The following is a 21101-nucleotide window of genomic DNA, read 5'->3' as shown; positions in this document are numbered from 1 at the left end:
TTCACAGAGTTATTAAATGACACATAGCAAAACAAAAACTAGCTTATATAGGCGAGCTTACGTGACTTGGCTGATTAGCGCAGGCGTTAACACTGTGCCAGCAATTATGGAAGCTACAGGAATGCCAAGGCGAACAGCTCAAGACACATTATCGGCAATTCCAGAGCTGTCTATTGTGCTTGAAAACAAAAACGGTTCATACTCAGTTGTTGATTGGGGAATGTTAAATAAAACTTGGCTAAAAAACAACTTGAAGCACGTTAAAGGCGTGCTATTATATCCATGAGTTAAGAAATCTTGGAATACTGCCTTATGGATTTAAAAATTATAATCAATTACGACAACAAGCCATTGTTGGAGCAATCGAAACTAGCAAACTCTATTATGCATTGTTACTTCGAAAATCAGAATGTGATTGCCTCAGAAGCACTCAATAGCTGTGAAGACAAGTTGTTTATTGAAGAGGAGTGTATGAGCGATGAACTTGCTAAGCACTGGCTTATTGCTAGTGATTTAGCATTTGTAGCTGTGTGTGGTGGAATTGCTGAGATAACAGACCGATACACTTTAAGTTTTGTGGAATAGTTTAATTGGAATAAATAAATTAAGGATAATTTTTCTCTATGATTTCAGAAGGCAAGAAGAAGTCACGCTATATTAAAGTTACGGATACAAACTTATTGATAACAAAAGCAGGTGGGCGCTGTAGCTTTAACTCAGACAATGAATTTTGTAATACCTTGCTCGCAGATGGCCGGGTAATCATTGGTGAAAGAGCACATATTGTTGGTGTAAATGGACCTAGGGCTAGAGAATATGACGTAGAATTTTTAAATAATTATGAAAACTTAATATGGTTATGTCCCAAACATCATAAAATTATTGACCATAAAGAAAATCATAGCATTTATACTGAAGCTAAATTATTAGCTATGAAAAAGCGCCATGAAAGTTACATTGCAAATGGTGTATACCCGTACTATGGGACTGAAGGTTCAAATCATGATTATAGTGTGCTAAGTGCTATATTTCACTTTATCGATATTCATAGACTTTATCCGTGCGTAGCTTCATACCCAGATATACATTTAGACTTTTTTGATGTTGGTCTAAATATTCAGTTACTCAAAGACGACAATCCTGATGCCTTACCCTTGAAAGACCCAATTCTTAGATGGGCTCTTAACAATTTAATATACTGTCATAAAAAGTTAGAATCTGCACTTGAAGAGCGTACTGATGTGGATCAAAACAGATATACAAGAATTTTTAAGTTCAAAGAAAATAGGGAAGGACACATCTGGGTTTTCCGCTATTTATTTGTTTGCGAGAGCATATTAGATATTATTCAAAAACGCTTTCCTCAGATTATGCACCAACAACTGTTTGATGCAGGGCTTTCAGATTAAAGGTGTTGCTTTGACTAAAGGTTTGGATGAAATTCGAAGTTTCGGTATTCCTTACACTGAGCTTAAAACCAGCTATAAATTCTCTAGTTTTGAGCTTAATGAAGACCAATTAGAGTTGAGTATTAGAGATACTAATTATGAATTTAGTATCTAAAATATGAGGCTGGATTAGCCTTTATTTGAAAGGAAGCAGTAGCAGAAATGCTAGGTTAATAAATGTTGGAATGAAAATGATTACACATTACCCCTTTAAATTAGTAGTTCCGGAGTTAATTAGCGCAATCAAAGAAACATCAATTGATGCAATTGGTATCATTTTAGGAGTGGTTGCTCTTATTTGTATTCTATTAATTGGTGGAGTATTTATCATGATTCCTGCAATGGTTGCTATATATTTTGATGTGATGCCAGAGTTCACAGATTTTAATAGATTTGCAAATTGGGTAACAGTAACTACGTGCCTTTGGTCTGCATTTTGGTTTGTGTGTTGTGCACGCTTACATCAGAGATTAAAACTTAAAAAGGAATCTAAGTGCTAACTATTTCTCTATGGTTATTGAGCTTTGTTTGTATCGCATTGTCGTTTACAAAGACAAAACATTGGAACGCCAGAGTAATGCGTGTTCTATTTTCAGTAATGGTAGGTTTGTCTTTTTGGACTACTAGCGTATTTATATTTTGGTTGATAGGTTTTGATTTACAAGTAGGCACTATTAAAGACGGCAAAATGAATGACCATTGGTGGTTACCTCCGGCAGTTGTACTGTGGACGGTATTAACGTACTACGCTTCTAGAAATAAAACCTAAATTAAAAATGGGATAACAATGAACAGCAATACTTTTAATTGGAAAAAATTTCAGTTTATAACTGAAGTTCAAACGGCGGTTATAAATAACGCAACAAATTTAACGTTTAATAATGATGAAGCTAAAAACATTAGACATATATTTTCAGCTATTGGCACACTTTCTATTATGGATGATGCTTTTTATGCAGCTGAGCGTATACCAAGCGATATGACAGCGCATGAAGCTGCATGTGATTTTTGTGGTTATATGTTAGAAAATTTAAAAGAAGATAATTCGGATGTTCCATATTGGTTTGCTAGAAATTAAATCTATATCACCCAAAGAAACAAAGGCTGAATTGAATGTCACGTTTTACTAAAGAAGATTTGTTTAAAGATGAGAAAAGCTGGTCAGGGTTACACGATGTGATCGTTGATGTAGTCCACATCACTCCGTCAAAAGAGCTGGCCTATAAATCGGGGTTAAACGATACCTATTTTCGCGAAGAAGCATTTGATGCCATCGAGCAGGAAGTAGATCCTGATAGAGAATAACCACAGAAGCATATTGGAATACTGGAGTAAGTCATGGAACTGGATGTTGATTTTACAGGGCTTCATTTAGCTGCTAAAAAAATGCAAGGAATTGAATTTAGCGTTGAAGAATTTATAAACTTCGCTGGCTCTGTCATCGATGGTATGGATGATGAGTTATCCGTTTATCTGGCTAAAAGTTTTGAACTTGTAGTAACCGGAGAAGATGACGCGGCGGGAAGTGATTTCAATCGTTTAATAAAAGACTTCATTAAAAACGCTGTTTAATAATATTACCAATAAGTAATGTGGAAACTAATTATGAACGCTTCACAGTCAGCTTGGCAGCGCGGTAAAGTAGATTACAAGTTAGGGGTTGCGTATCAAGATAACCCGTATCAAAAACTTGATGCTGATTTGGCCGATGATTGGTTGGAGGGTTGGCAAATGGCATCTTATCAAGAGCGCCAAAACTCTATCACTAAATCTATAAATTAATGTATTGGAATCAGGCAGTAAGTTATGGCAAACGAAGAAAATAATATCAAATCAAATTCTGAAAATGACAATTTCTTTATTAGAAATACTCACCTAATGATTGCTATATTGTGGGGGCTCTGTGGCCTTGGAATATATTTTTACAATTATTAAATTCAGCTAGCTATTCACTATAAATAACGGTTGGAATAAGGAGAGCGTAATGGTAGTAGAAAGCCGAAAATATGGTTCAGTAGTCTGTGGTATTAACGGCAATGTCATAGCTCTACATGGCAAGGTTGTTATTGGTGATAAGGTCGAGTGGCTTGGTCGCAAAGAAGGTAGCTGCATAAACGATGATAAGTTTGTTGTCGGCGAGCACTATATTGTAGCAGCCATTTATCCAATCAATTTCGATCTGGAATTACAAGGTAGTGAGGACGAATGCACTATCAGAGCAGGTAAAACTGAATACAAGTTAGTGAAATTGGATTAAGGGTTTATATGGATGGTTCGTTTGCACAAATGAGTCATTGCTATGAGTTCATTGAGTCAAGACAGAGTGATGAATGCAGTTGTCCAGAAGAGGACTGGATCGTAGGAATGCTTTATACAACTATTCATATTGAGCCCGATGGTAGCGGTCACATTTTTATAGATAGTGGTAATTGGGAAGATGAAAAGTTAGTGCCTACAAAATCAATCGAAGAATTGCGAGTGGCCGCAGTCAATTGGGTTGAATCATTCCTTATTAACAACGAACTTTAACCATTGGAATACGAGGTAATTATATGTCTAGTACTACAATTGTTTGGTTAGGTGAAAATCTAATTGAAATGTCGAACTTTATAGGCCATGAAGATTTTTGGCATAAAGAAGAAAAGTTGTTAATAAAGCAAGATGATACTGACATTGTGCTGAAAAAAGGAGACACGCTAGTCAAAGAAAATGGAAAAATCTATTTACCTTTGTCTAAGACTTTTCGCAAAGGCGAGGCATGTTCTTATGAAGATGAACTTTCAAAAGCTTTAGAAGTAATCAAGCGACGAATAAATGAAAGACTCCATTTCCCCTCAGGTAACAAAACAGAATTCTTGGACGCGATCTCTCAATTAGAGTTTTGGTCTACACCACTTCAAAATTCAGCGGAAAGTTTAGGTTTTGATGATTATTTAGGTGGATTTATTAGAACAGCATTTGATACAGAGCAATGCGAAAAATCGTGGAAGATAGGTTTTTTAAAGGCTCACAAGGTCGATAGTAATAAGCATGAATTTAGTATTAAACATGCTGAAAAATTACTAGCTGAATCTTAGATTGGAATAAAAGTAACAGGGCATTAAAACGAAAAAACCCACGCCTAAGCATGGGTTTCGTCTTTATCTTATGTCTTTGGTGGGCTGCGTAAGCAGGGATATCCAAAGCTCTCAAGATCAATAGTACCAGAACTAATAAATTGATCAACTAAAAGTCTGCTTTGGGTTTACTAAAGCAAAGAAAAACATGTTATAGGGAAGGTAATGCAATACGAAGCAATTGAAAACACTCTATCAATAAGTCGATTTTCAACATACAGAAATACAGTGATTGCAAGAGCTGGTGTTGATTGCAATATTAAAGCTCTTTCGTTATATGAATGGAACGCTAATTTGTCATCTAATTTTCTATTTCCGTTACATATTTATGAAATAACTCTACGTAATGCTATTAGTGATGCGATTGCTTCAAGGTATGGGGTGGATTGGCCTACAAATAAAGTATTGCAGAACTCGCTAACTTTTAAAAATAAAAGAGGTTTGTTAGTTGCAATAGGCAGTGAATACCAAGGGTTAGGCAAAGTATTGCCTGAACTAAAGCTATCTTGGTGGGAAGAGATGTTAACAAGTAGGCATGATGGGCGTATTTGGAACGATTATATTCATACTACTTTCCCTAACGCTGGAAATTTAACAGTGAGCCAGATTAGATCATTATTAAAACAAGCTTGCTTTACCATAAGAAGACTGAGAAATCGTATTGCACATCACGAGCCAATTTTTAATCAAAATACCTTGCTAGATGTATATCCTTTAATTGAAACAACAGTTGAAATGCGGTGTGAGAGTACCAAAGAATGGCTAAAGCAAATAGAAAAAGTCAATGACCTACTCGAAAATCCAGTAGTTTAAAATTTATGCAAACTAATTAACTAGACATATTTGACAGGTTAATATCGAGAGGTGTACTAGACGTATATGACAGGTAAAAATATTTCCCTTTTTCAAAAAATTGCGAATGAAAAAGGTTGGACGTTTAAACAAATAGGGGAGCGATGGGGAGTTTCAGAGCGTCAAATGTCTAGGATAGCCAATGCTGGTAATCAGAGAGATTTGGACTCTGTTAACGGTTTACCCAGTGTAAATAGATGTATGAAATATGAAGAAGCTGTTCACGATCAAGCGTTGTTTGCTGCTACAGAAGGCTTGGCTCTGTCTAAACGCCTTGCAGCATTATCTCGAAAGAAAGATGGTGAGGAACGTAGAAAGGAAGCTCAGAGACTTGAAAAGAGGTTCAGTAATCATTCCTCACGATGCTTCACGTTGGGTTACATGTATGAAGCAGTTGGAAGAACTGACTTGCAAGACATGATACAAGGGCTTTCAATAATATTAATGACCGATGCCTTGATTGCATTACAAGATCCTGTAGGTTGGGCGGAGGCTTGTCGATTAGCTGGAACAACAACAGATGTGAGCGTATCTGTTCCTGAAAAACAGTTGAAAGAATGGCGTTTAGACTTTCTCGGGGCATTAAAAAATTAGAGGTGGAATAACTGCGTAAATGAAACAGTAACCTATGAGTGTGATACAGGCTATGACGTTGACTTTGAATACGAGACAACTGAATCATCATGTGAAGGTATGTTGCCATGTTCAGGTGGTGAATGTAGCTGGGGTGAAAAAGAAGAAAACGAAAACTTCCTGAAAGCTGCGGCTATTGCAAACGTTATGGAGCAAATACCAGGTGAAGCTACGTGTGATGTGCCGGGCGATTTATCAACCTGTCGTATTTTTGAAGGTGAAAGGCAATATTGCTCATGGGCTACTGCTTCAGACTGGGGTAATGATTGCTGCGAAGCACCGGAGGGTATCGACTTTCTTGATTACCTAAACATGACACAAATGATGCTCAAGTTTGAAAATCAGCAAATGGGAGGGGTATTTTCTGAACCCGCTGCAGAGGCTATTAATGGAGCATGGACTACGGTATCTGACTCGGTGACTTCTACAAACGCGTGGGAAAGTGTTAGTTCATTCTATACCAGTGCCGTGGAAACAGTAACGGGGAATGTCGCAACGGCTGTGCCAGGAGCTGCGACAGGTGCAGGTGGAGCTGCTGCTTCAACTGTAGCTGAAGCGGGTTTAGGTCCTATGACACAATATATATATCAACTTATTTATGACGCGGTGCCACAGGAATTGGGTAGTTTATTATTTTCTACAGCTGCATCTGAGGGGGCAGAGAGCGCAGCCGAAGACCAAGTAGTAACCGGTTTAAGTGATGGGATGGCAAGCGCAGCTAACTTTTTAGGTGCGGTAATGTTTTGGTATTCCATGTATCAACTAGCACAACTTATTGGTTCGTTATTAACTGCATGTGATGAAGTTGACAGTGATACAGCACTTAAACTTGAAATGCGTCAATGCTATGCGGTGGAGGATAAATATTGCGCTAAAGAAGGCTTTGGTGTTTGCTATTTGAAAAGGCAGGATTATTGTTGTTATGGCTCTATTTTAAGTCGAATAGTTATGCAGCAAGCTCATGTATTACTAAATAAAGATATGACTGAGTGCTCAGGGTTAACGCATGAGGAATTACAAGCACTAGACTTCAATCAAATAGATCTAAGTGAATGGATTGGCGTAATGATTGAGTCAAATTTAATACCCGAGTCGAATCAAGATGATTTAAGCGCTGGTGGTAGGTATGAAAATACTGAATACAGAGAGACACCCACAGAAAGGACTCTTCAAAGAACAAGCAATGCAGCTGAGGGAGCAAAGGCTATTAAGGAAAAAATGAACGAACCATTGGATTGTTCAAAGTACCCGCGTCCACAAATTTGTGAGTTCGGGTTTACACTTGGTAGTGAGGAAGGTGGCTGATATTCGTTAGGATGTAAAAATGCCAGCCTATTAGGCTGGCAAATAGAGAAAAATGAATATTTAATTTAGAATAATCATTTGTTTAATTTAAAAGATGAATTGTCCGTAGTAAATAGATACATAGTATTGTCATGGATTACGTAAGGGGCTGGGACAGTGTATTTTACCCCACTACCCCAACGACCGAATGATTGTGGTACTACGGCATAACCCGAGGTCGCTGCCATAATATCGAGAATACCCTTATAGCCACCAATAATCGTTAAAGTAATAACGTCTTTGAGATCACCTTCTTTACTAACCTTGCCTGTTACTTCTATATCAACATAAAATGTACAAGCACGATCATACTCTGGCTTTGCATCTAAGAATAACCCACCTCTTAATAACCCAGCATAAGTGAAGCTTGTCTGTTTAGATGGCTCACAATTTGAGCCATTATACACAACAGCGAACTTATCATCCCTGTTACTTGAATTAGACCTCATTAAACCTAAGTATTGAGCGCCCTCGATATTTTGAAACGTTTTTGTTAATTCTGCTTCTACAACTTTTACTGCATCAGCATCGATGTTTTGCCTATCTAAATCGCCTAAAAATACAAACATAGGTTTCCAATTAAAGGCTCTGTCTGCCTCTGATTGAGCACCCAAGCTGCCAGCTAAGTCAATTAAGCCACCAGTTAGGAAAGACATAGCGTACTCTGCCCCAACCAATGCACCATTAGCTTTGAATTGCGCATCTTCAGGTATCTCAACATCAGATAAACCTGCGGTTTTACGTGTCATTTTTGCCACATTTAATGCAAAACTAGCATCATCATCAAACTGATAAACTTCATTTGATTCCATTGTTATAACAGGTGGCTGAGTAGACATACAAGCTGCCAATGAAAGCGTAGATAGTGCTAAGATTGATTTTTTTATGAAGTTCATTTTTTTAATCCAAATATTTAATTGCATGTATTAAAACATATTTGTAGAAATAGGCTACCAATTGAAATCAATATTAGAGATTACATGAGATGTAATCGCCACAACTCTTCTATTTCAAATACTTTTTCAGTATAGGTATCTTTAATCATGCCACCAGCGGTGACTGTCATATAAAGAACCCTTATTAGGCCACTTTTCTGGCGATACTTAAAAGTGGTATGGGAACCAGTAACTTTGTTGATAGCTTGTGAAAGCTGCTCAAGGCTATAACAAAGAAAATCTTCTTTACCGATAGTTTGAATTTTTATCATGATTGTAATCCATCCAATACAAGACCTGCTTTAAATTGAGAAACATGACTACGCAATATATAAGACAATTTAATAAGTTGACGCTCTTGCGGATTTACCTTGCCACTCTCCCAATTAAGGTAATCGGTTACTTGTACATCTAATTTTGTGGCGACAGTTTCTGGCGAAAGTAACTGTTTTTCTCTTTGCGATTTGATACGTCTACCAAGAATGCGACTGTATTTGTTCATATACATATTTACCCTACTTCAAATTTACAGAGGTCATTTTTACCTATTGTAAAATTTAGGCTACTGAACGGGAAATATTAGAATGCATGTTTTAGGCACTTCGGTAATCCCCCCGAAAAATAATAGATGCCAAACGTAGAATTTTCTCTTATTGTAAACACAGGAGAAAATTATGAAAAAAGCACATTTTACAGACAGTCAGATCCTTGCCATTTTAAAACAAGCAGAAAGCGGCGTGCCTATTCCTGAGCTATGCCGTGAACATGGTATGGGCAACTCAACCTTTTATAAATGGCGCGCTAAATACGGCGGCATGGATGCGTCTTTAATGACACGAATGAAAGAGCTTGAAGATGAAAATCGCCGTTTAAAGAAAATGTATGCAGAAGAGCGGCTAAAATCTGAGGTCATTCAGGAGGCAATGGCAAAAAAGTGGTAAAGGCTTCTGAGCGCAAAGTCTTGGCTCATGAAGTCGTTAGCACAAATAAAATGAGTATTGCCTTAGCCTGTCGTACTTTCATGATAAGTGAAACATGCTATCGCTATACGCCAAAACTGTCTGATGAAAATGAGAAAATTGCAGCGTTGCTATTGGATTTAAGCCAATGTCAGCGTAATTGGGGATTCGGTTTATGTTTTTTATATTTACGCAATGTTAAAGGCTACACATGGAATCATAAGCGCGTTTATCGTATTTACCGTGAGCTTGAGTTGAATCTGCGAATAAAGCCTAGAAAACGTCTAACAAGGGAGAAGCCTGAACCATTGACTGTCCCTGAGGCCATTAACGAATGTTGGTCAATGGATTTTATGCACGACCAATTATCGGATGGCAGAGCGTGTCGCTTGTTCAATGTGATTGATGATTTCAATCGCGAAGGACTCACAATAGATGCTGACTTATCACTCCCCGCTGAGCGTGTTATCCGCTCACTCAATCAAATTATAGAATGGCGTGGTAAGCCAAAAGCTATCAGGTGTGACAATGGGCCTGAATATATTAGCCATAAATTAGCAGAGTGGGCGTTAAATAATAATATTGAATTACGATTTATTCAACCAGGTAACCCGCAACAAAATGCTTATGTAGAGCGGTTTAATCGCACGGTTAGGTATGACTGGCTAAGTCATTATATTTACAGTGATATTAGTGAGTTACAAGATAAAGCAACCGATTGGTTATGGACTTATAATAATGAACGCCCTAACATGGGCATAGGTGGCATAACACCCATACAAAAACTGGAAAAGTTAAACAACGAAAATTCTACAGATAGCCTCCATTAAAAATGGGGGGATTACCCTTCTAAGATTACATATGGCATTAACAAACGATCAAAACGCGGTAGTTGAACACAGAGACGAAAACAAACTTGTACTCGCATTACCCGGAAGTGGGAAAACCCATTTATCAATAGAACTGGCCAGCGAGATTATAAAGGCTAATGTAATTAATAAACTAATAATGGTTACGTTTACTCGTTCATCAACAAAGGAAACAGAGCATCGTATTTCAAAATTAATCAGTGAAAATGACTTAAAGCGAATAGATATAAGAACGTTTGCCAAACTAATACTCGACCATGCTCGACCGTTATTAGATGGGCGTAGTTTAATAATGGGACCAACACACGATTCATTTAAACGCCGTGCAGTAGGTACAGATGAAAAAAATCTACAATTTATAGATACTCAATACCCTGTAGAATATTTAGAATCAAATGGGGATATTGGCGAGCTTTCTGAAATTTCAATAAAATATCTACAAGCACTTTGGCAGTACAAAAAAGTTGATTTAACTACATTAAGTATAGAGCTTATTTTTGCACTAAGAGCTAATAAAATTGAGCCTTTAGATTTTACTCACATGCTGGTGGATGAATTTCAAGATACTTCAGCAATAGAATACGCTTGGATAAAAGAGAACAAAAAAGAGAATAGATCCTTTACGGTCGTGGGAGATGATGACCAAGCTATCTATTCTTGGCGTGGCGGTTTCGGTTACAAAAACATGGTCAAATTCCAAGAAGAATTTAAAGCCAAAGCTTTCCTTTTAAGTATTTGTTTTAGATGTGCACCAGAGATATTGGCGTATGCAGCAGAGCTTATTGACTATAATGTAGAACGTATGCCAAAAAGCATGAACTCTGCAAAAGATCCGGGTGGCAGAGTCGTTTTCAAAGACTATGCACGTTTAGATATTGAAAAAGCACTTAAAATTGATCCAGAACGTATCCACCAATACAAAAAGGAAACTGTTATAAATAGAATCGTACCAAGTGGATTATCTTGGCATTACCGCAGAGCAATTGAAAATTATCTTAACCTCATTAATCAAAAATTGTACGCCAATAAGCCTGATAAAGTCATTATGAGTAAAACTTCGGTTCCGTTTGAATGCCAAGGCGTAGTAGCACTAGAAATAGCTCAAAACCCCAAAGGCTGGGCTGTGCTAGCTCGAACCAATAAGTTATTGGATTTGATGCAGGAAGAATTAGTTTACTTAGATATTCCTGTCGAAAGGATTGGTGGTAAATCTATATGGGAGTCACCATTGATTGTTGGTTTAGTTAGCTTATACAGAAGCTTATCGAACCCGAAAAGCATGGTGTTTATTGATGATGCACTTAGCTTTATAGGTGTACCGAATAATGTGATTAGTGAAACCCATAAGCATGTTGTAGAAGTTGGCGATATAAATAAGGTTAGCTCACTATCATTGCCAGAAAACAAAAACCTAAGTATTTATTTGGACTTGGCCAAAAACATACCCAGTAATGACGATGAAGAAGGAATAGATGAGTTTATCAGTAAAGTTTTTAATGTTGCGTCAGTAATATCAAAGGACCACGAACGCGCGGTTAATAAGCTGCGGTTAGTTTCAGACCGACTACAAGGTTATAGCGGGTCACTAAGAATGAGGGTTTCAGCCTTGATTCGACTCATGCAGATGAAAGACGAAATAGACCATAGTGATAAAGATAAGGTGATACTGGCCACCATGAATGGCTCTAAAGGACTCCAGTGGGAAAAAGTATGGGTAATAGATGTTGAAAAGAATAGAGTACCAACAAAATTTAGAGGCGATAGCGACAATGAGGACAGTAAGTTAGCATTTTTGGAGGAAGAAAGGCGTTTGTTATACGTGGCGATCACTAGGGCTGAGTCACTATTACATATAAGCTATCGCCAGGGCAAGCACTCGCAATTTATAGAAGAAATGCAGCCAGCTTAGGCGTTTCTTTAACGGAAGTAGTCTTTTATCAGCGAGGTCAGAAAACCATTTGGCCTTGCTTCAATTTTTTAAATAAAAAACAGTACAAGCATTGTAAAAAAAGTAAATGCGTTATATATTCGAAATTCGCTACGGCGACAAACCCATTTTCGCTACGGTGAAAATAAATCGCTACGGCGATAAACCCCCTTTCGCTACGGCGAAAATAAATCGCTACGGCGATAACCCTTTTCGCACCCGCGAACGGTTTTGCTAAGCCAAAAAAATGAATTTAAATAAGAATACCAACCCCCCTCCCCCAGTGAGCATTAGCTTATCTGGTATTTGTCATGCTTAAAATTTATTGAAAACATAACTGCCTAGTTATGTCCTTAATAATTTTTACCGTTTTTTTTAACTGAAGTTTTTAACTTCGACTCCTTGCATGGAGTATAACCCTTAGCGGCTTTACATCCCTGTATCGCGACGGTTCAACCTTTTTAGGTCAATGAATCATATGCTACGGCATCAACCCCAAACCCAACCAAATAGTCCAGCTATTTGTAAATTAAAAAAACGGAGAGTAACCACTCATGCGAAAACTTAAAAAAAGCGCACTAACCCCTAAGGCAAATAAAAACATCTTTAGTAATTTTTTCAACCTCGTTGGATTAGTTAATAAATGTATTTATCTGCCGACCTATTTAGTTTCAAAACTTTTTCATAGCGAAAATTTCTTTGGGCGACTAGTAGTTTTGTTTATCTGGCTTTTGAATGTAATATTTTTAATGTTTATTTCATCTACCATGACAAGAGCTATAGTCGTTTCTGGTGTATGAGAAAAAGTCATTGCGATGTAATCTGTTAATTGATCTTGACCGGATCAACAATTAACCAGAGAGACATCGCAATGACTGAAAATGATAATGTTATTTCCATTGAAAAACCAGACAATCCGTTAGAGCAGTTGCTTAAAAGCGGGGCGCAGCAGTTGTTAGCTCAAGCGATTGAGGCTGAGTTGGCTGTTTTATTGGCTCAATACCAGCATGAGACCGTCGAGGGACTTCAGCGGATCGTCAAAAATGGTCACCAGCCTGAGCGTACGATCCAAACAGGCCTTGGTGATATTGAGGTCAAAATACCTAAAGTCAGGGATCGAAAAAAGGAAGGCATTAAATTCAATAGTGCCTTGATCCCGCCTTATCTGAAACGGACAAAAAATATCGAAGAGCTGATCCCATGGCTCTATTTACGAGGAATTTCGACGGGTGATATGCAGCCCGCTTTAGTGTCTCTTTTAGGCGAGCAAGCCAAAGGTTTGTCGGCCAATAGTGTCTCTCGGTTGAAATCCACCTGGGAAACGGAGTATCAGCAGTGGTCTAAACGTTCCTTGGCTAAACGTCGATATGTGTATATCTGGGCCGATGGGATTTACAGTAAAATTCGAATGGATGATAAGCTGTGCTTACTGGTAATTATGGGGGTAGATGAAACGGGCAGAAAGGAGCTATTGGCGGTGGTTGACGGGGTTCGTGAGTCTGAGCAGAGCTGGACTGAAGTGTTAAATCAACTGCGCTCACAGGGTCTAACAATACCACCAAAATTGGCCATAGGGGATGGTGCGCTGGGGTTTTGGAATGCCCTCACCAAAGTATGGCCAACAACCCAACATCAACGTTGCTGGGTGCATAAAATCGCGAATGTGCTAAACAAAGTGCCGAAATCAATGCAACCTAAAATCAAAGCGAATTTACAAGATATCTGGATGGCAGAGAGTCGAGCTTCTGCTTATAAAGCGTATGATTTATTTGTTAAAAATTACTCAGTCAAATACCCAAAAGCGACGGATTGCTTGATGAAGGATAAAGATGAAATGCTGGCATTTTATGATTATCCTGCTGAGCATTGGATGCACATAAGAACGAGTAATCCGATAGAGTCAACGTTTGCGACGGTAAGGCTGAGAACGCATAAAGTGAAGAGTTGTGGCAGCCGGACAACCACCTTAATGATGGTTTTTAAACTCGCGCAGTCGGCAGAGAAAAAATGGTACCGCTTGCGAGGATTTAAGCTACTGGCTGAAGTAATTACAGGGGTAAAATTTAAAGACGGCGAAAGAATAACTCAAGATCAAACAGAGCATCAAGATGAGCTCATACACCAGATTTGACAATAACTCCCATGACAAGCACAACAGGCTTATTAACCAATTTTAGTAACTTTATTGTTTCGTTTGGTCTTTTAAGTGCAGTTCCCGTTTTAATTATTCAATTTAGAAAAGACTCTTTTTAAGTTTAACCCCTTAAATCGTAACTAAATAAACCCAAGGCAAATAAAACACCATTAGCAACCCATTCAACCACGTTGAATTTGCAAATTTTTGTTCTTAATGCCTACCTAGTAACCGTACTTTAAACCGTAATTATTTATTTTAACCACTCGTTGTAATGCTTATAATGATTTTGACTGTAATAATTTTTTATTCCTTTCATGCTTTTCAATTAACACTACATGCTTACTAACTATCCTTAACAATTCCCTTGTTTTGCTTAGTTTTTAATTCTGGTTTTAATTTATTTCTGCAATTTCAAAGTCACTTTTTAAGTTAAATCCCTTAAATCGTAACTAGACAAACCCAAGGCAAATAAAACACCATTAACAACCCATTCAACCTCGTTGAATTTGCTCGTTAATACTTTTATTTTCCACACCATTTAGTTAACACACTTTCATATCAAACAATATTTAACCCTGCTGTACTGATTATCTTAGTTTTGACTGTAATATTTTTTCTATTGCTTTCACTACCACGGCTATCTTTACGCACTTATTAACTAACCCTAACAATATTTATTCTTTTGTTTTGTTTAGCTCTTTAAGTTTGGTTTTTTGTTTTTGTTTTAATTTTTGAAAGTTTTCTTTTTAAGTCCAACCACTTAAATCGTAACTAAATTTAACCCAAGGCATCAGCCTAAACCCTACGGGAGTATTTATTCACTCCTTTGGGGTGCATGTACTCCCGTTTTTTATATCCCGGAGAGTAACCATGCAAACCCATGCAAAGAAAAATAAAGTTAACCACCTAGACAAAATTGAATGCGTTTATCGTATACAACACCACGGCTCTACTATTAAAGCTTGTGCTAAACGTTTTGGTGTTACTGATAAAAAAGTAATTAGTTGGCTTTCGATGCACGAAAAAGGTGAACTTATTAAGCAACATACTCAGTGGTCACCAAGTTGGAATAAAAATGATTACACATTACCCCTTTAAATTAGTAGTTCCGGAGTTAATTAGCGCAATCAAAGAAACATCAATTGATGCAATTGGTATCATTTTAGGAGTGGTTGCTCTTATTTGTATTCTATTAATTGGTGGAGTATTTATCATGATTCCTGCAATGGTTGCTATATATTTTGATGTGATGCCAGAGTTCACAGATTTTAATAGATTTGCAAATTGGGTAACAGTAACTACGTGCCTTTGGTCTGCATTTTGGTTTGTGTGTTGTGCACGCTTACATCAGAGATTAAAACTTAAAAAGGAATCTAAGTGCTAACTATTTCTCTATGGTTATTGAGCTTTGTTTGTATCGCATTGTCGTTTACAAAGACAAAACATTGGAACGCCAGAGTAATGCGTGTTCTATTTTCAGTAATGGTAGGTTTGTCTTTTTGGACTACTAGCGTATTTATATTTTGGTTGATAGGTTTTGATTTACAAGTAGGCACTATTAAAGACGGCAAAATGAATGACCATTGGTGGTTACCTCCGGCAGTTGTACTGTGGACGGTATTAACGTACTACGCTTCTAGAAATAAAACCTAAATTAAAAATGGGATAACAATGAACAGCAATACTTTTAATTGGAAAAAATTTCAGTTTATAACTGAAGTTCAAACGGCGGTTATAAATAACGCAACAAATTTAACGTTTAATAATGATGAAGCTAAAAACATTAGACATATATTTTCAGCTATTGGCACACTTTCTATTATGGATGATGCTTTTTATGCAGCTGAGCGTATACCAAGCGATATGACAGCGCATGAAGCTGCATGTGATTTTTGTGGTTATATGTTAGAAAATTTAAAAGAAGATAATTCGGATGTTCCATATTGGTTTGCTAGAAATTAAATCTATATCACCCAAAGAAACAAAGGCTGAATTGAATGTCACGTTTTACTAAAGAAGATTTGTTTAAAGATGAGAAAAGCTGGTCAGGGTTACACGATGTGATCGTTGATGTAGTCCACATCACTCCGTCAAAAGAGCTGGCCTATAAATCGGGGTTAAACGATACCTATTTTCGCGAAGAAGCATTTGATGCCATCGAGCAGGAAGTAGATCCTGATAGAGAATAACCACAGAAGCATATTGGAATACATTGATGGCAGTTATGTTAAAGCACATCAACACAGTACAGGTGCTGCGTCTCAACAAGAACAAGCGATAGCATTAAGTCGTGGCGGTAATACAAGTAAAATTCATTTAGCTGTTGATAGTTATGGCTTACCAATTGAATTTATTATTACAGGCGGCGATGTTCATGATAGTAAAGTGGCAAATGAACTGATTGAATTATTGCCCCAAGGCGATTTTGTTATCGCAGACAAAGGCTATGATAGTGAAGTCATTAGAAATAAGGTTCGAGAGAGAAACTCAAGCCCAGTGATCCCTAGAAAGAAAAACTCAAAAACAGGTAATGGTGATATTGATTGGTGCTTATATAAATATAGGCATTTAGTTGAAAATGCCTTTGCAAGGCTAAAGCACTTCCGTGCTATAGCGACAAGGTACGATAAATTGAAATTACAGTTTGAGAGTATGTTAGCGCTGGCATGTGCAATGATTTGGCTACCAATGTGAAAGATCAACAGCCCCTAAGCAATCAATTTAGTTGGCCTAAAAAGTATTTTGATGAATTAGTTGGCGAGGTTAACCATAAGAGTATACCCCATCAACAGTCGAAAAATAAAGGTAGCTTAAGTGAGGAAGAGGTTAAGCGGTGGGCTGTAAGGTATTTAAGTATTGGTAAAAGGTGATTGGTTGAAATCTAATCTTTCATGTTAATTTTACTAAAAAATGTAAAATACAACATGAAATGATGTTATATTTACCATATACTGTGTTTAGATAACAACTGGTTGGGATGTGCAATGAGCACTAAATTTACTGGGCAAGATATTTTACTGCAAGCGATTAAAGATGGTTTGAAAGGGGATGCTCACAGTTTTGAGCTAAGGATTAGGAAGTTTGTAAATAAGATGAAGGCGGAATATCCTCATTTTGCTCGCGAAGTAGGTAGTCTTGTATCAGATCTTGGTTTGCTTCGTTCTTCATATAGTAAAGAGCATGTATTGCCCTCACCTGTAGAGCCTGATACTCGACAGCAATTATTGATAGAAAAGTTTCCAGTGAATTTAAATAGAACTCCAAGCTGGCCTGAAAATACGCAAAGAAAGGTAGATCGATTTTTGAGAGAAAGGCATAGAGTTGAGGAGCTTCTTAATGAACAGCTTTTACCTTCACGCTCTTTACTAATGTCTGGACCGCCAGGTACAGGTAAAACACTTACTGCAAGTTGGGTAGCTAAGGAACTAAATTTACCATTATTAACGCTAGATTTAGCTAATGTAATGAGCAGTTACTTGGGGAAAACAGGCAATAATATCAAATCGGTTTTAAATTATGCCAGTTCTTTTCCTTGTGTATTGCTACTCGATGAGTTTGATGCAATCGCAAAGAAGCGAGATGATGAAACTGATGTTGGGGAATTAAAAAGGTTAGTGACGGTTCTTTTGCAATCTATCGATGATTGGCCATTGTCATCAATCCTAGTTGCTGCAACTAATCATGGAGAGCTTTTAGATCCTGCAATATGGAGGCGCTTTGATTGCGTAATTGAGTTTGACTATCCAGACAGAGAGCAAGTAAAGGAGTATGTCATGTCTTGGGAGGTTAGTGAGGTTGTTGCTGACTGGATTTCTACGGGAGTAACTAATACTTCACTAGCAATAATAGAAAAAAGGCTATTGGAGGCGAAGAAAGATGTAATATTAGAAGGGCGATCCATTGTCCTTTCTCTGAAAGATTCCCTTTGTTTGTCTGGATTACCTAATGACCCAGATATTAGGCGTGAAGTTGCTTATGAGCTTCATGAAAAAGGGTGGGCCAATATAAAAATAGCAGATGAACTTGGTATTACTAGGCAAAGGGTAGCGTCTTTACTTAAAGAAAAAACAGAACTTAATCGACAGGAATTACAAGGAATGGTGAGGCATTAACATCTAATTTGGAGCGGCCAGATTCAGGCCCAATAGAAAAGTTTTTCTATGACTATCAAGAAAATAAAGATTTCCTTTTGCCAAAGTTGTATCAGCTTGAGAAAGAGTTCAAAAGGTTACCTGAGATGGCACTAACAAATGGAAAAGTCGTGGGTAAATTGACTATTCATCCTACTCATTTAGCTAAGAGCTATTACCCTAAGGGCTTGTTATCAAAGTTCTCTATATCGAACATAGGAAGTAAAGAGGTCAAAGTTAAGCCTCGGAGAGTTGGTACAAAAAATAAGAAAGAACTATACTCAACTAATTGTCTTTACATATCTTTATCAAAAGAATCATTAGCTGAATTTATTGCGGCAATCGAGAGCGATTCTTTAAACACAACTCATAGAAATGACTTTTGTAAGTTAGAGGATATTCGCTTATTTGAAGGGCAGGAAAAAATTATAGGCGACGTGCAGGGAAGTACTTATAAATTCGAGTTTGCCTTCCATACCCCTAACAAAGAAAGCTCTCAAGTACTTGCTCAGTTTTCTGATTTTTCAAAATATAATGGCTGCACTGTTGATCACAAGAAAGGTATATCAGTGGACGGGTTATCTTTTTTATCAGTAACTTGTGATAAGTTAACTCTAACCAAGTTATCTGAATATTCTTATTTGAGATCAATAAGAAAAATGCCGGAGATTGGTCTTTTAAATCCAGTATCGCTCCAAGAAAATAAAGTTGTCCGGGAAGTGAAATTACCCGATACAAGAGCAGAGAATGACAAAATAAAGGTGGCAATATTCGATGGAGGTATTGGAGGAAATACTCTGTCAAAATGGGTTCAAGAGCATACATTTTCGGATGTTCAACCTTTAGTAGAACATGTGACTCACGGCTCTGAAGTTACATCCTTATTACTGTTCGGTCCTGTAGAATATGATCAAACAGAGCTTCCTGTGCCATATGCTAATATTGACCATTACCGCGTAATCGATCCTTTGAAAGATAGGTGTGACTTAGACAGTCTTGACGTGCTTCAACGAATCCTCAGTGTTATTAGCAAGAAGCATTATGACTTCATTAATTTAAGTATTGGCCCCAGAAATCCTATTGAGGATGATGAAGTTCATTCATGGACTTCTGCTCTTGAACCTTATTTAGTAACTGGGAAAACACTTATGTCGGTAGCTGTTGGGAATGATGGAGTTCTTGGTAATGAAATGGCAAGAATTCAATCGCCTTCCGATATGGTGAATGCTATCGCAGTTGGCGCTTCATCTAGCGATAATGATGATTTTTGGAGTTTGGCTAATTACAGTAGCATCGGTCCTGGAAGAAGCCCTGGACTTATGAAGCCTGATGTAGTCGCATTTGGTGGTAGTAGTTCAGAACCAGTAGAAATATATTCTCCACTTACTGATGGCGTTCATCCCAAAATGGGAACTAGTTATGCTGCACCATCAGTACTGAGACAGGCCATCGCGATAAAAGCATCGATTGAGAAGGATATTAGCCCGCTTGTAAGTAAGACATTGCTAATCCATAGAGCTTACGCTAATGGCAACAAGTGGCAACATGTAGGGTGGGGTAAAGTTAGGTCAAACATTGATGATATTCTTTACACTCAGGACAATGAAGCTACTATTATCTACGAGCGTGAGTTGCTCTCAAGTAAATACATTAAAGCACCTGTTCCCTTACCTGAAATAGGAAGTATTAAGGGTAAAGTCTACGTTAAAGCTACTCTTTGTTATGCAACCAAAACAGATCCACAGCATCCTTATAGTTATACTCGAAGCGGTGTAGGAGTTGTATTTAGACCGATGGGTGATTTGAAAGATACGGTTGCTTTCTTTAGTAAAAACACCCTTCACCCTAGAAATGAGCAAGAGCTCAGAATGGATGGACATAAATGGGAGAATACATTATCTAATGAGGTCTCTTTTGAACCTGAAGAGCTAAAAAATCCATGTTTTGAAATTAACCACCAAGAAAGAGAAGAAGGGGGGCCCTCAAAAGGAAGTTCTTTACCTTTTGTTCTTATTATTACCGTTAGGGCAGAGAATACGCCGAAGTTGTATGATCATATAGTTCAGAAGTATCAAGTTCTTCAGCCGTTGAGAACAAGAACCAAAGTATCAATTCCATTGCGGTAACATCTTATGCTTTATACTAGTATGATACTTTAATATTCATTTTTAGCTCGATTTAGGAATAGTAGTAGCTACTGGTATGAATCTTTATTTGTTGAACGTACAGATTTTGATGTAATTGATCGAGGCTATAGGCTATTTTAGTATGAAACTTTATTGTTGATCCACAATAGCGGTAACACCGGTTTTAAATCGCGCTACCCGATGAATCTTAAGGTAGCAAGGTGACAGGTAGTTGCAGATAAAGTACTAACAATTTAGAAAAAGAATTTCACTAAGTTCATTGTTTTAATGAATGAGGGGTCGGGAGTGTCGGATTGTATGATATTTCTCACGAAATAATGCTTATCTTTAAAATCAGAGCGCTCAATAAGATCAAAATAAGCCCACATGATAAACTCCAAGCAAACTGCAGAAAGGCCCCCTAGACTAGTTTGCAGGGACTAGCTCACTCATATATTTACAAATAATCACTTTTTTATTGATTAAAGCCCCAAATGGGCATAATTTTATTTTTACTTTTCGTAACCACTAGTGGAAGCCCCAACTTTATTGTGAAGTTACCAAGGTGATACTTCAGCAAGGTTGGTGAAAAAATATTTCGTTCAGCTGAAAAAATAAAGCAATT

The 21101-nt window shown here is 37.5% G+C and carries 30 protein-coding genes and 2 pseudogenes; 29 read left to right on the top strand and 3 right to left on the bottom strand.

Annotated features, from left to right (window positions below; genetic code table 11):
• Positions 1-16 precede the first annotated feature (16 nt).
• From AC0VZ4_RS25395 to traN (AC0VZ4_RS25315), 17 genes and pseudogenes are all read left to right on the top strand, one after another.
• On the top strand, positions 17-286 hold the full coding sequence (locus AC0VZ4_RS25395) for a helix-turn-helix domain-containing protein (RefSeq protein ID WP_475442250.1): 270 nt from the start codon (positions 17-19) through the stop codon (positions 284-286).
• Positions 287-312: 26 nt separating this feature from the next.
• Positions 313-585, top strand: coding sequence for a hypothetical protein (locus AC0VZ4_RS25390; RefSeq protein ID WP_475442249.1), 273 nt, complete (start codon positions 313-315; stop codon positions 583-585).
• Positions 586-623: 38 nt separating this feature from the next.
• Entirely contained in the window at positions 624-1409 is a 786-nt protein-coding gene (locus AC0VZ4_RS25385; RefSeq protein ID WP_475442248.1) for a hypothetical protein, read from the top strand.
• Positions 1410-1419: 10 nt separating this feature from the next.
• Positions 1420-1563, top strand: a complete 144-nt coding sequence (locus tag AC0VZ4_RS25380) for a hypothetical protein (protein ID WP_475442247.1) — start codon at positions 1420-1422, stop codon at positions 1561-1563.
• Between the two features lie 76 nt (positions 1564-1639).
• On the top strand, positions 1640-1948 hold the full coding sequence (locus AC0VZ4_RS25375) for a hypothetical protein (RefSeq protein ID WP_475442246.1): 309 nt from the start codon (positions 1640-1642) through the stop codon (positions 1946-1948).
• A 77-nt stretch (positions 1949-2025) separates the two neighbouring features.
• A complete protein-coding gene (locus AC0VZ4_RS25370; protein WP_475442245.1) occupies positions 2026-2217 on the top strand; it encodes a hypothetical protein in 192 nt (63 codons plus the stop codon).
• 18 nt (positions 2218-2235) lie between these two features.
• A complete protein-coding gene (locus tag AC0VZ4_RS25365) occupies positions 2236-2526 on the top strand; it encodes a hypothetical protein (RefSeq protein WP_475442244.1) in 291 nt (96 codons plus the stop codon).
• 35 nt (positions 2527-2561) lie between these two features.
• Entirely contained in the window at positions 2562-2753 is a 192-nt protein-coding gene (locus AC0VZ4_RS25360) for a hypothetical protein (RefSeq protein WP_475442243.1), read from the top strand.
• A 33-nt stretch (positions 2754-2786) separates the two neighbouring features.
• The gene (locus tag AC0VZ4_RS25355) at positions 2787-3020 is read left to right on the top strand and encodes a hypothetical protein (protein WP_475442242.1); all 234 of its coding nucleotides are present in this window, start codon (positions 2787-2789) and stop codon (positions 3018-3020) included.
• A 33-nt stretch (positions 3021-3053) separates the two neighbouring features.
• Positions 3054-3230 (top strand): hypothetical protein, encoded by a 177-nt coding sequence (locus tag AC0VZ4_RS25350; protein WP_475442241.1) that lies wholly within the window; start codon positions 3054-3056, stop codon positions 3228-3230.
• 202 nt (positions 3231-3432) lie between these two features.
• On the top strand, positions 3433-3705 hold the full coding sequence (locus AC0VZ4_RS25345; RefSeq protein WP_475442240.1) for a hypothetical protein: 273 nt from the start codon (positions 3433-3435) through the stop codon (positions 3703-3705).
• A gap of 29 nt (positions 3706-3734) precedes the next feature.
• The gene (locus tag AC0VZ4_RS25340) at positions 3735-3977 is read left to right on the top strand and encodes a hypothetical protein (protein ID WP_475442239.1); all 243 of its coding nucleotides are present in this window, start codon (positions 3735-3737) and stop codon (positions 3975-3977) included.
• Between the two features lie 23 nt (positions 3978-4000).
• Entirely contained in the window at positions 4001-4525 is a 525-nt protein-coding gene (locus AC0VZ4_RS25335) for a hypothetical protein (protein ID WP_475442238.1), read from the top strand.
• 204 nt (positions 4526-4729) lie between these two features.
• A complete protein-coding gene (locus tag AC0VZ4_RS25330; protein WP_475442237.1) occupies positions 4730-5377 on the top strand; it encodes a hypothetical protein in 648 nt (215 codons plus the stop codon).
• A gap of 66 nt (positions 5378-5443) precedes the next feature.
• Complete coding sequence (locus tag AC0VZ4_RS25325) at positions 5444-6010, top strand: hypothetical protein (RefSeq protein ID WP_475442236.1); 567 nt, start codon at positions 5444-5446, stop codon at positions 6008-6010.
• Positions 6011-6028: 18 nt separating this feature from the next.
• Positions 6029-6316: pseudogene (traN, locus tag AC0VZ4_RS25320) on the top strand (conjugal transfer protein TraN); the annotation flags it as partial.
• Positions 6317-6361: 45 nt separating this feature from the next.
• A complete protein-coding gene (gene traN, locus AC0VZ4_RS25315) occupies positions 6362-7354 on the top strand; it encodes a conjugal transfer protein TraN (RefSeq protein ID WP_475442337.1) in 993 nt (330 codons plus the stop codon).
• Between the two features lie 74 nt (positions 7355-7428).
• On the opposite strand, the gene AC0VZ4_RS25310 is transcribed toward traN (AC0VZ4_RS25315), so the two are convergent.
• From AC0VZ4_RS25310 to AC0VZ4_RS25300, 3 genes are all read right to left on the bottom strand, one after another.
• A complete protein-coding gene (locus AC0VZ4_RS25310; RefSeq protein WP_475442235.1) occupies positions 7429-8289 on the bottom strand; it encodes a hypothetical protein in 861 nt (286 codons plus the stop codon).
• An 80-nt stretch (positions 8290-8369) separates the two neighbouring features.
• Positions 8370-8600, bottom strand: coding sequence for a hypothetical protein (locus AC0VZ4_RS25305; protein WP_475442234.1), 231 nt, complete (start codon positions 8598-8600; stop codon positions 8370-8372).
• The gene (locus AC0VZ4_RS25300; protein WP_475442233.1) at positions 8597-8830 is read right to left on the bottom strand and encodes a helix-turn-helix domain-containing protein; all 234 of its coding nucleotides are present in this window, start codon (positions 8828-8830) and stop codon (positions 8597-8599) included. Before AC0VZ4_RS25300 ends, AC0VZ4_RS25305 begins: the two co-directional genes overlap by 4 nt.
• Before the next feature lie 172 nt (positions 8831-9002).
• Between AC0VZ4_RS25300 and AC0VZ4_RS25295 the strand changes: the two genes are divergently transcribed.
• The 12 genes and pseudogenes from AC0VZ4_RS25295 to AC0VZ4_RS25240 all read left to right on the top strand — a co-directional run bounded on the left by AC0VZ4_RS25295 (position 9003) and on the right by AC0VZ4_RS25240 (position 20476).
• Positions 9003-10117, top strand: a protein-coding gene (locus AC0VZ4_RS25295) for an IS3 family transposase (protein WP_475440334.1) whose coding sequence is annotated in 2 segments (ribosomal slippage) — positions 9003-9255 and positions 9255-10117 — 1116 coding nt in all. Because the reading frame shifts where the segments join, the coding sequence is not laid out codon by codon here.
• 31 nt (positions 10118-10148) lie between these two features.
• The gene (locus AC0VZ4_RS25290; protein WP_475442232.1) at positions 10149-12065 is read left to right on the top strand and encodes a UvrD-helicase domain-containing protein; all 1917 of its coding nucleotides are present in this window, start codon (positions 10149-10151) and stop codon (positions 12063-12065) included.
• Between the two features lie 889 nt (positions 12066-12954).
• A complete protein-coding gene (locus AC0VZ4_RS25285) occupies positions 12955-14214 on the top strand; it encodes an IS256 family transposase (protein ID WP_475439694.1) in 1260 nt (419 codons plus the stop codon).
• Positions 14215-15090: 876 nt separating this feature from the next.
• Positions 15091-15318 carry a hypothetical protein gene (locus AC0VZ4_RS25280; RefSeq protein WP_475442334.1) on the top strand — a complete coding sequence of 76 codons (228 nt, stop codon included), beginning with the start codon at positions 15091-15093 and terminating at the stop codon, positions 15316-15318.
• Positions 15296-15604, top strand: a complete 309-nt coding sequence (locus tag AC0VZ4_RS25275; RefSeq protein WP_475442246.1) for a hypothetical protein — start codon at positions 15296-15298, stop codon at positions 15602-15604. Before AC0VZ4_RS25280 ends, AC0VZ4_RS25275 begins: the two co-directional genes overlap by 23 nt.
• 77 nt (positions 15605-15681) lie before the next feature.
• Positions 15682-15873, top strand: coding sequence for a hypothetical protein (locus tag AC0VZ4_RS25270; RefSeq protein ID WP_475442245.1), 192 nt, complete (start codon positions 15682-15684; stop codon positions 15871-15873).
• Positions 15874-15891: 18 nt separating this feature from the next.
• The gene (locus AC0VZ4_RS25265; RefSeq protein ID WP_475442244.1) at positions 15892-16182 is read left to right on the top strand and encodes a hypothetical protein; all 291 of its coding nucleotides are present in this window, start codon (positions 15892-15894) and stop codon (positions 16180-16182) included.
• A gap of 35 nt (positions 16183-16217) precedes the next feature.
• The gene (locus AC0VZ4_RS25260; RefSeq protein ID WP_475442243.1) at positions 16218-16409 is read left to right on the top strand and encodes a hypothetical protein; all 192 of its coding nucleotides are present in this window, start codon (positions 16218-16220) and stop codon (positions 16407-16409) included.
• A 16-nt stretch (positions 16410-16425) separates the two neighbouring features.
• Positions 16426-16914 (top strand): annotated as a pseudogene (locus tag AC0VZ4_RS25255) (IS5 family transposase); the annotation flags it as partial.
• Positions 16887-17090 carry a Tn7-like element transposition protein TnsE gene (locus AC0VZ4_RS25250; protein WP_475442333.1) on the top strand — a complete coding sequence of 68 codons (204 nt, stop codon included), beginning with the start codon at positions 16887-16889 and terminating at the stop codon, positions 17088-17090. The pseudogene AC0VZ4_RS25255 and the gene AC0VZ4_RS25250, both read left to right, overlap by 28 nt.
• A 114-nt stretch (positions 17091-17204) precedes the next feature.
• Positions 17205-18332: an AAA family ATPase gene (locus tag AC0VZ4_RS25245; RefSeq protein WP_475442332.1), complete on the top strand. Its 1128-nt coding sequence runs from the start codon at positions 17205-17207 to the stop codon at positions 18330-18332.
• 8 nt (positions 18333-18340) lie between these two features.
• A complete protein-coding gene (locus AC0VZ4_RS25240) occupies positions 18341-20476 on the top strand; it encodes a S8 family peptidase (RefSeq protein ID WP_475442331.1) in 2136 nt (711 codons plus the stop codon).
• Positions 20477-21101: the final 625 nt, after the last annotated feature.

The organism is Pseudoalteromonas sp. QJM3NY_22 (assembly GCF_056173065.1).
This window is presented reverse-complemented; position numbering and strand designations above follow the sequence as displayed.

What these genes read in the sequence shown, in the direction of transcription:
- AC0VZ4_RS25270 (WP_475442245.1), top strand. Translation starts at nt 15,682, where the DNA reads ATGCGTGTTCTATTTTCAGTAATGGTAGGTTTGTCTTTTTGGACTACT.
- AC0VZ4_RS25330 (WP_475442237.1), top strand. Translation starts at nt 4,730, where the DNA reads ATGCAATACGAAGCAATTGAAAACACTCTATCAATAAGTCGATTTTCA.
- AC0VZ4_RS25365 (WP_475442244.1), top strand. Translation starts at nt 2,236, where the DNA reads ATGAACAGCAATACTTTTAATTGGAAAAAATTTCAGTTTATAACTGAA.
- AC0VZ4_RS25280 (WP_475442334.1), top strand. Translation starts at nt 15,091, where the DNA reads ATGCAAACCCATGCAAAGAAAAATAAAGTTAACCACCTAGACAAAATT.
- AC0VZ4_RS25345 (WP_475442240.1), top strand. Translation starts at nt 3,433, where the DNA reads ATGGTAGTAGAAAGCCGAAAATATGGTTCAGTAGTCTGTGGTATTAAC.
- AC0VZ4_RS25305 (WP_475442234.1), bottom strand. Translation starts at nt 8,600, where the DNA reads ATGATAAAAATTCAAACTATCGGTAAAGAAGATTTTCTTTGTTATAGC.
- AC0VZ4_RS25340 (WP_475442239.1), top strand. Translation starts at nt 3,735, where the DNA reads ATGAGTCATTGCTATGAGTTCATTGAGTCAAGACAGAGTGATGAATGC.
- AC0VZ4_RS25290 (WP_475442232.1), top strand. Translation starts at nt 10,149, where the DNA reads ATGGCATTAACAAACGATCAAAACGCGGTAGTTGAACACAGAGACGAA.
- traN (WP_475442337.1), top strand. Translation starts at nt 6,362, where the DNA reads ATGACACAAATGATGCTCAAGTTTGAAAATCAGCAAATGGGAGGGGTA.
- AC0VZ4_RS25360 (WP_475442243.1), top strand. Translation starts at nt 2,562, where the DNA reads ATGTCACGTTTTACTAAAGAAGATTTGTTTAAAGATGAGAAAAGCTGG.
- AC0VZ4_RS25300 (WP_475442233.1), bottom strand. Translation starts at nt 8,830, where the DNA reads ATGAACAAATACAGTCGCATTCTTGGTAGACGTATCAAATCGCAAAGA.
- AC0VZ4_RS25390 (WP_475442249.1), top strand. Translation starts at nt 313, where the DNA reads ATGGATTTAAAAATTATAATCAATTACGACAACAAGCCATTGTTGGAG.
- AC0VZ4_RS25395 (WP_475442250.1), top strand. Translation starts at nt 17, where the DNA reads ATGACACATAGCAAAACAAAAACTAGCTTATATAGGCGAGCTTACGTG.
- AC0VZ4_RS25275 (WP_475442246.1), top strand. Translation starts at nt 15,296, where the DNA reads ATGATTACACATTACCCCTTTAAATTAGTAGTTCCGGAGTTAATTAGC.
- AC0VZ4_RS25370 (WP_475442245.1), top strand. Translation starts at nt 2,026, where the DNA reads ATGCGTGTTCTATTTTCAGTAATGGTAGGTTTGTCTTTTTGGACTACT.
- AC0VZ4_RS25250 (WP_475442333.1), top strand. Translation starts at nt 16,887, where the DNA reads ATGTGCAATGATTTGGCTACCAATGTGAAAGATCAACAGCCCCTAAGC.
- AC0VZ4_RS25260 (WP_475442243.1), top strand. Translation starts at nt 16,218, where the DNA reads ATGTCACGTTTTACTAAAGAAGATTTGTTTAAAGATGAGAAAAGCTGG.
- AC0VZ4_RS25285 (WP_475439694.1), top strand. Translation starts at nt 12,955, where the DNA reads ATGACTGAAAATGATAATGTTATTTCCATTGAAAAACCAGACAATCCG.
- AC0VZ4_RS25265 (WP_475442244.1), top strand. Translation starts at nt 15,892, where the DNA reads ATGAACAGCAATACTTTTAATTGGAAAAAATTTCAGTTTATAACTGAA.
- AC0VZ4_RS25350 (WP_475442241.1), top strand. Translation starts at nt 3,054, where the DNA reads ATGAACGCTTCACAGTCAGCTTGGCAGCGCGGTAAAGTAGATTACAAG.
- AC0VZ4_RS25385 (WP_475442248.1), top strand. Translation starts at nt 624, where the DNA reads ATGATTTCAGAAGGCAAGAAGAAGTCACGCTATATTAAAGTTACGGAT.
- AC0VZ4_RS25335 (WP_475442238.1), top strand. Translation starts at nt 4,001, where the DNA reads ATGTCTAGTACTACAATTGTTTGGTTAGGTGAAAATCTAATTGAAATG.
- AC0VZ4_RS25325 (WP_475442236.1), top strand. Translation starts at nt 5,444, where the DNA reads ATGACAGGTAAAAATATTTCCCTTTTTCAAAAAATTGCGAATGAAAAA.
- AC0VZ4_RS25310 (WP_475442235.1), bottom strand. Translation starts at nt 8,289, where the DNA reads ATGAACTTCATAAAAAAATCAATCTTAGCACTATCTACGCTTTCATTG.
- AC0VZ4_RS25245 (WP_475442332.1), top strand. Translation starts at nt 17,205, where the DNA reads ATGAGCACTAAATTTACTGGGCAAGATATTTTACTGCAAGCGATTAAA.
- AC0VZ4_RS25375 (WP_475442246.1), top strand. Translation starts at nt 1,640, where the DNA reads ATGATTACACATTACCCCTTTAAATTAGTAGTTCCGGAGTTAATTAGC.
- AC0VZ4_RS25355 (WP_475442242.1), top strand. Translation starts at nt 2,787, where the DNA reads ATGGAACTGGATGTTGATTTTACAGGGCTTCATTTAGCTGCTAAAAAA.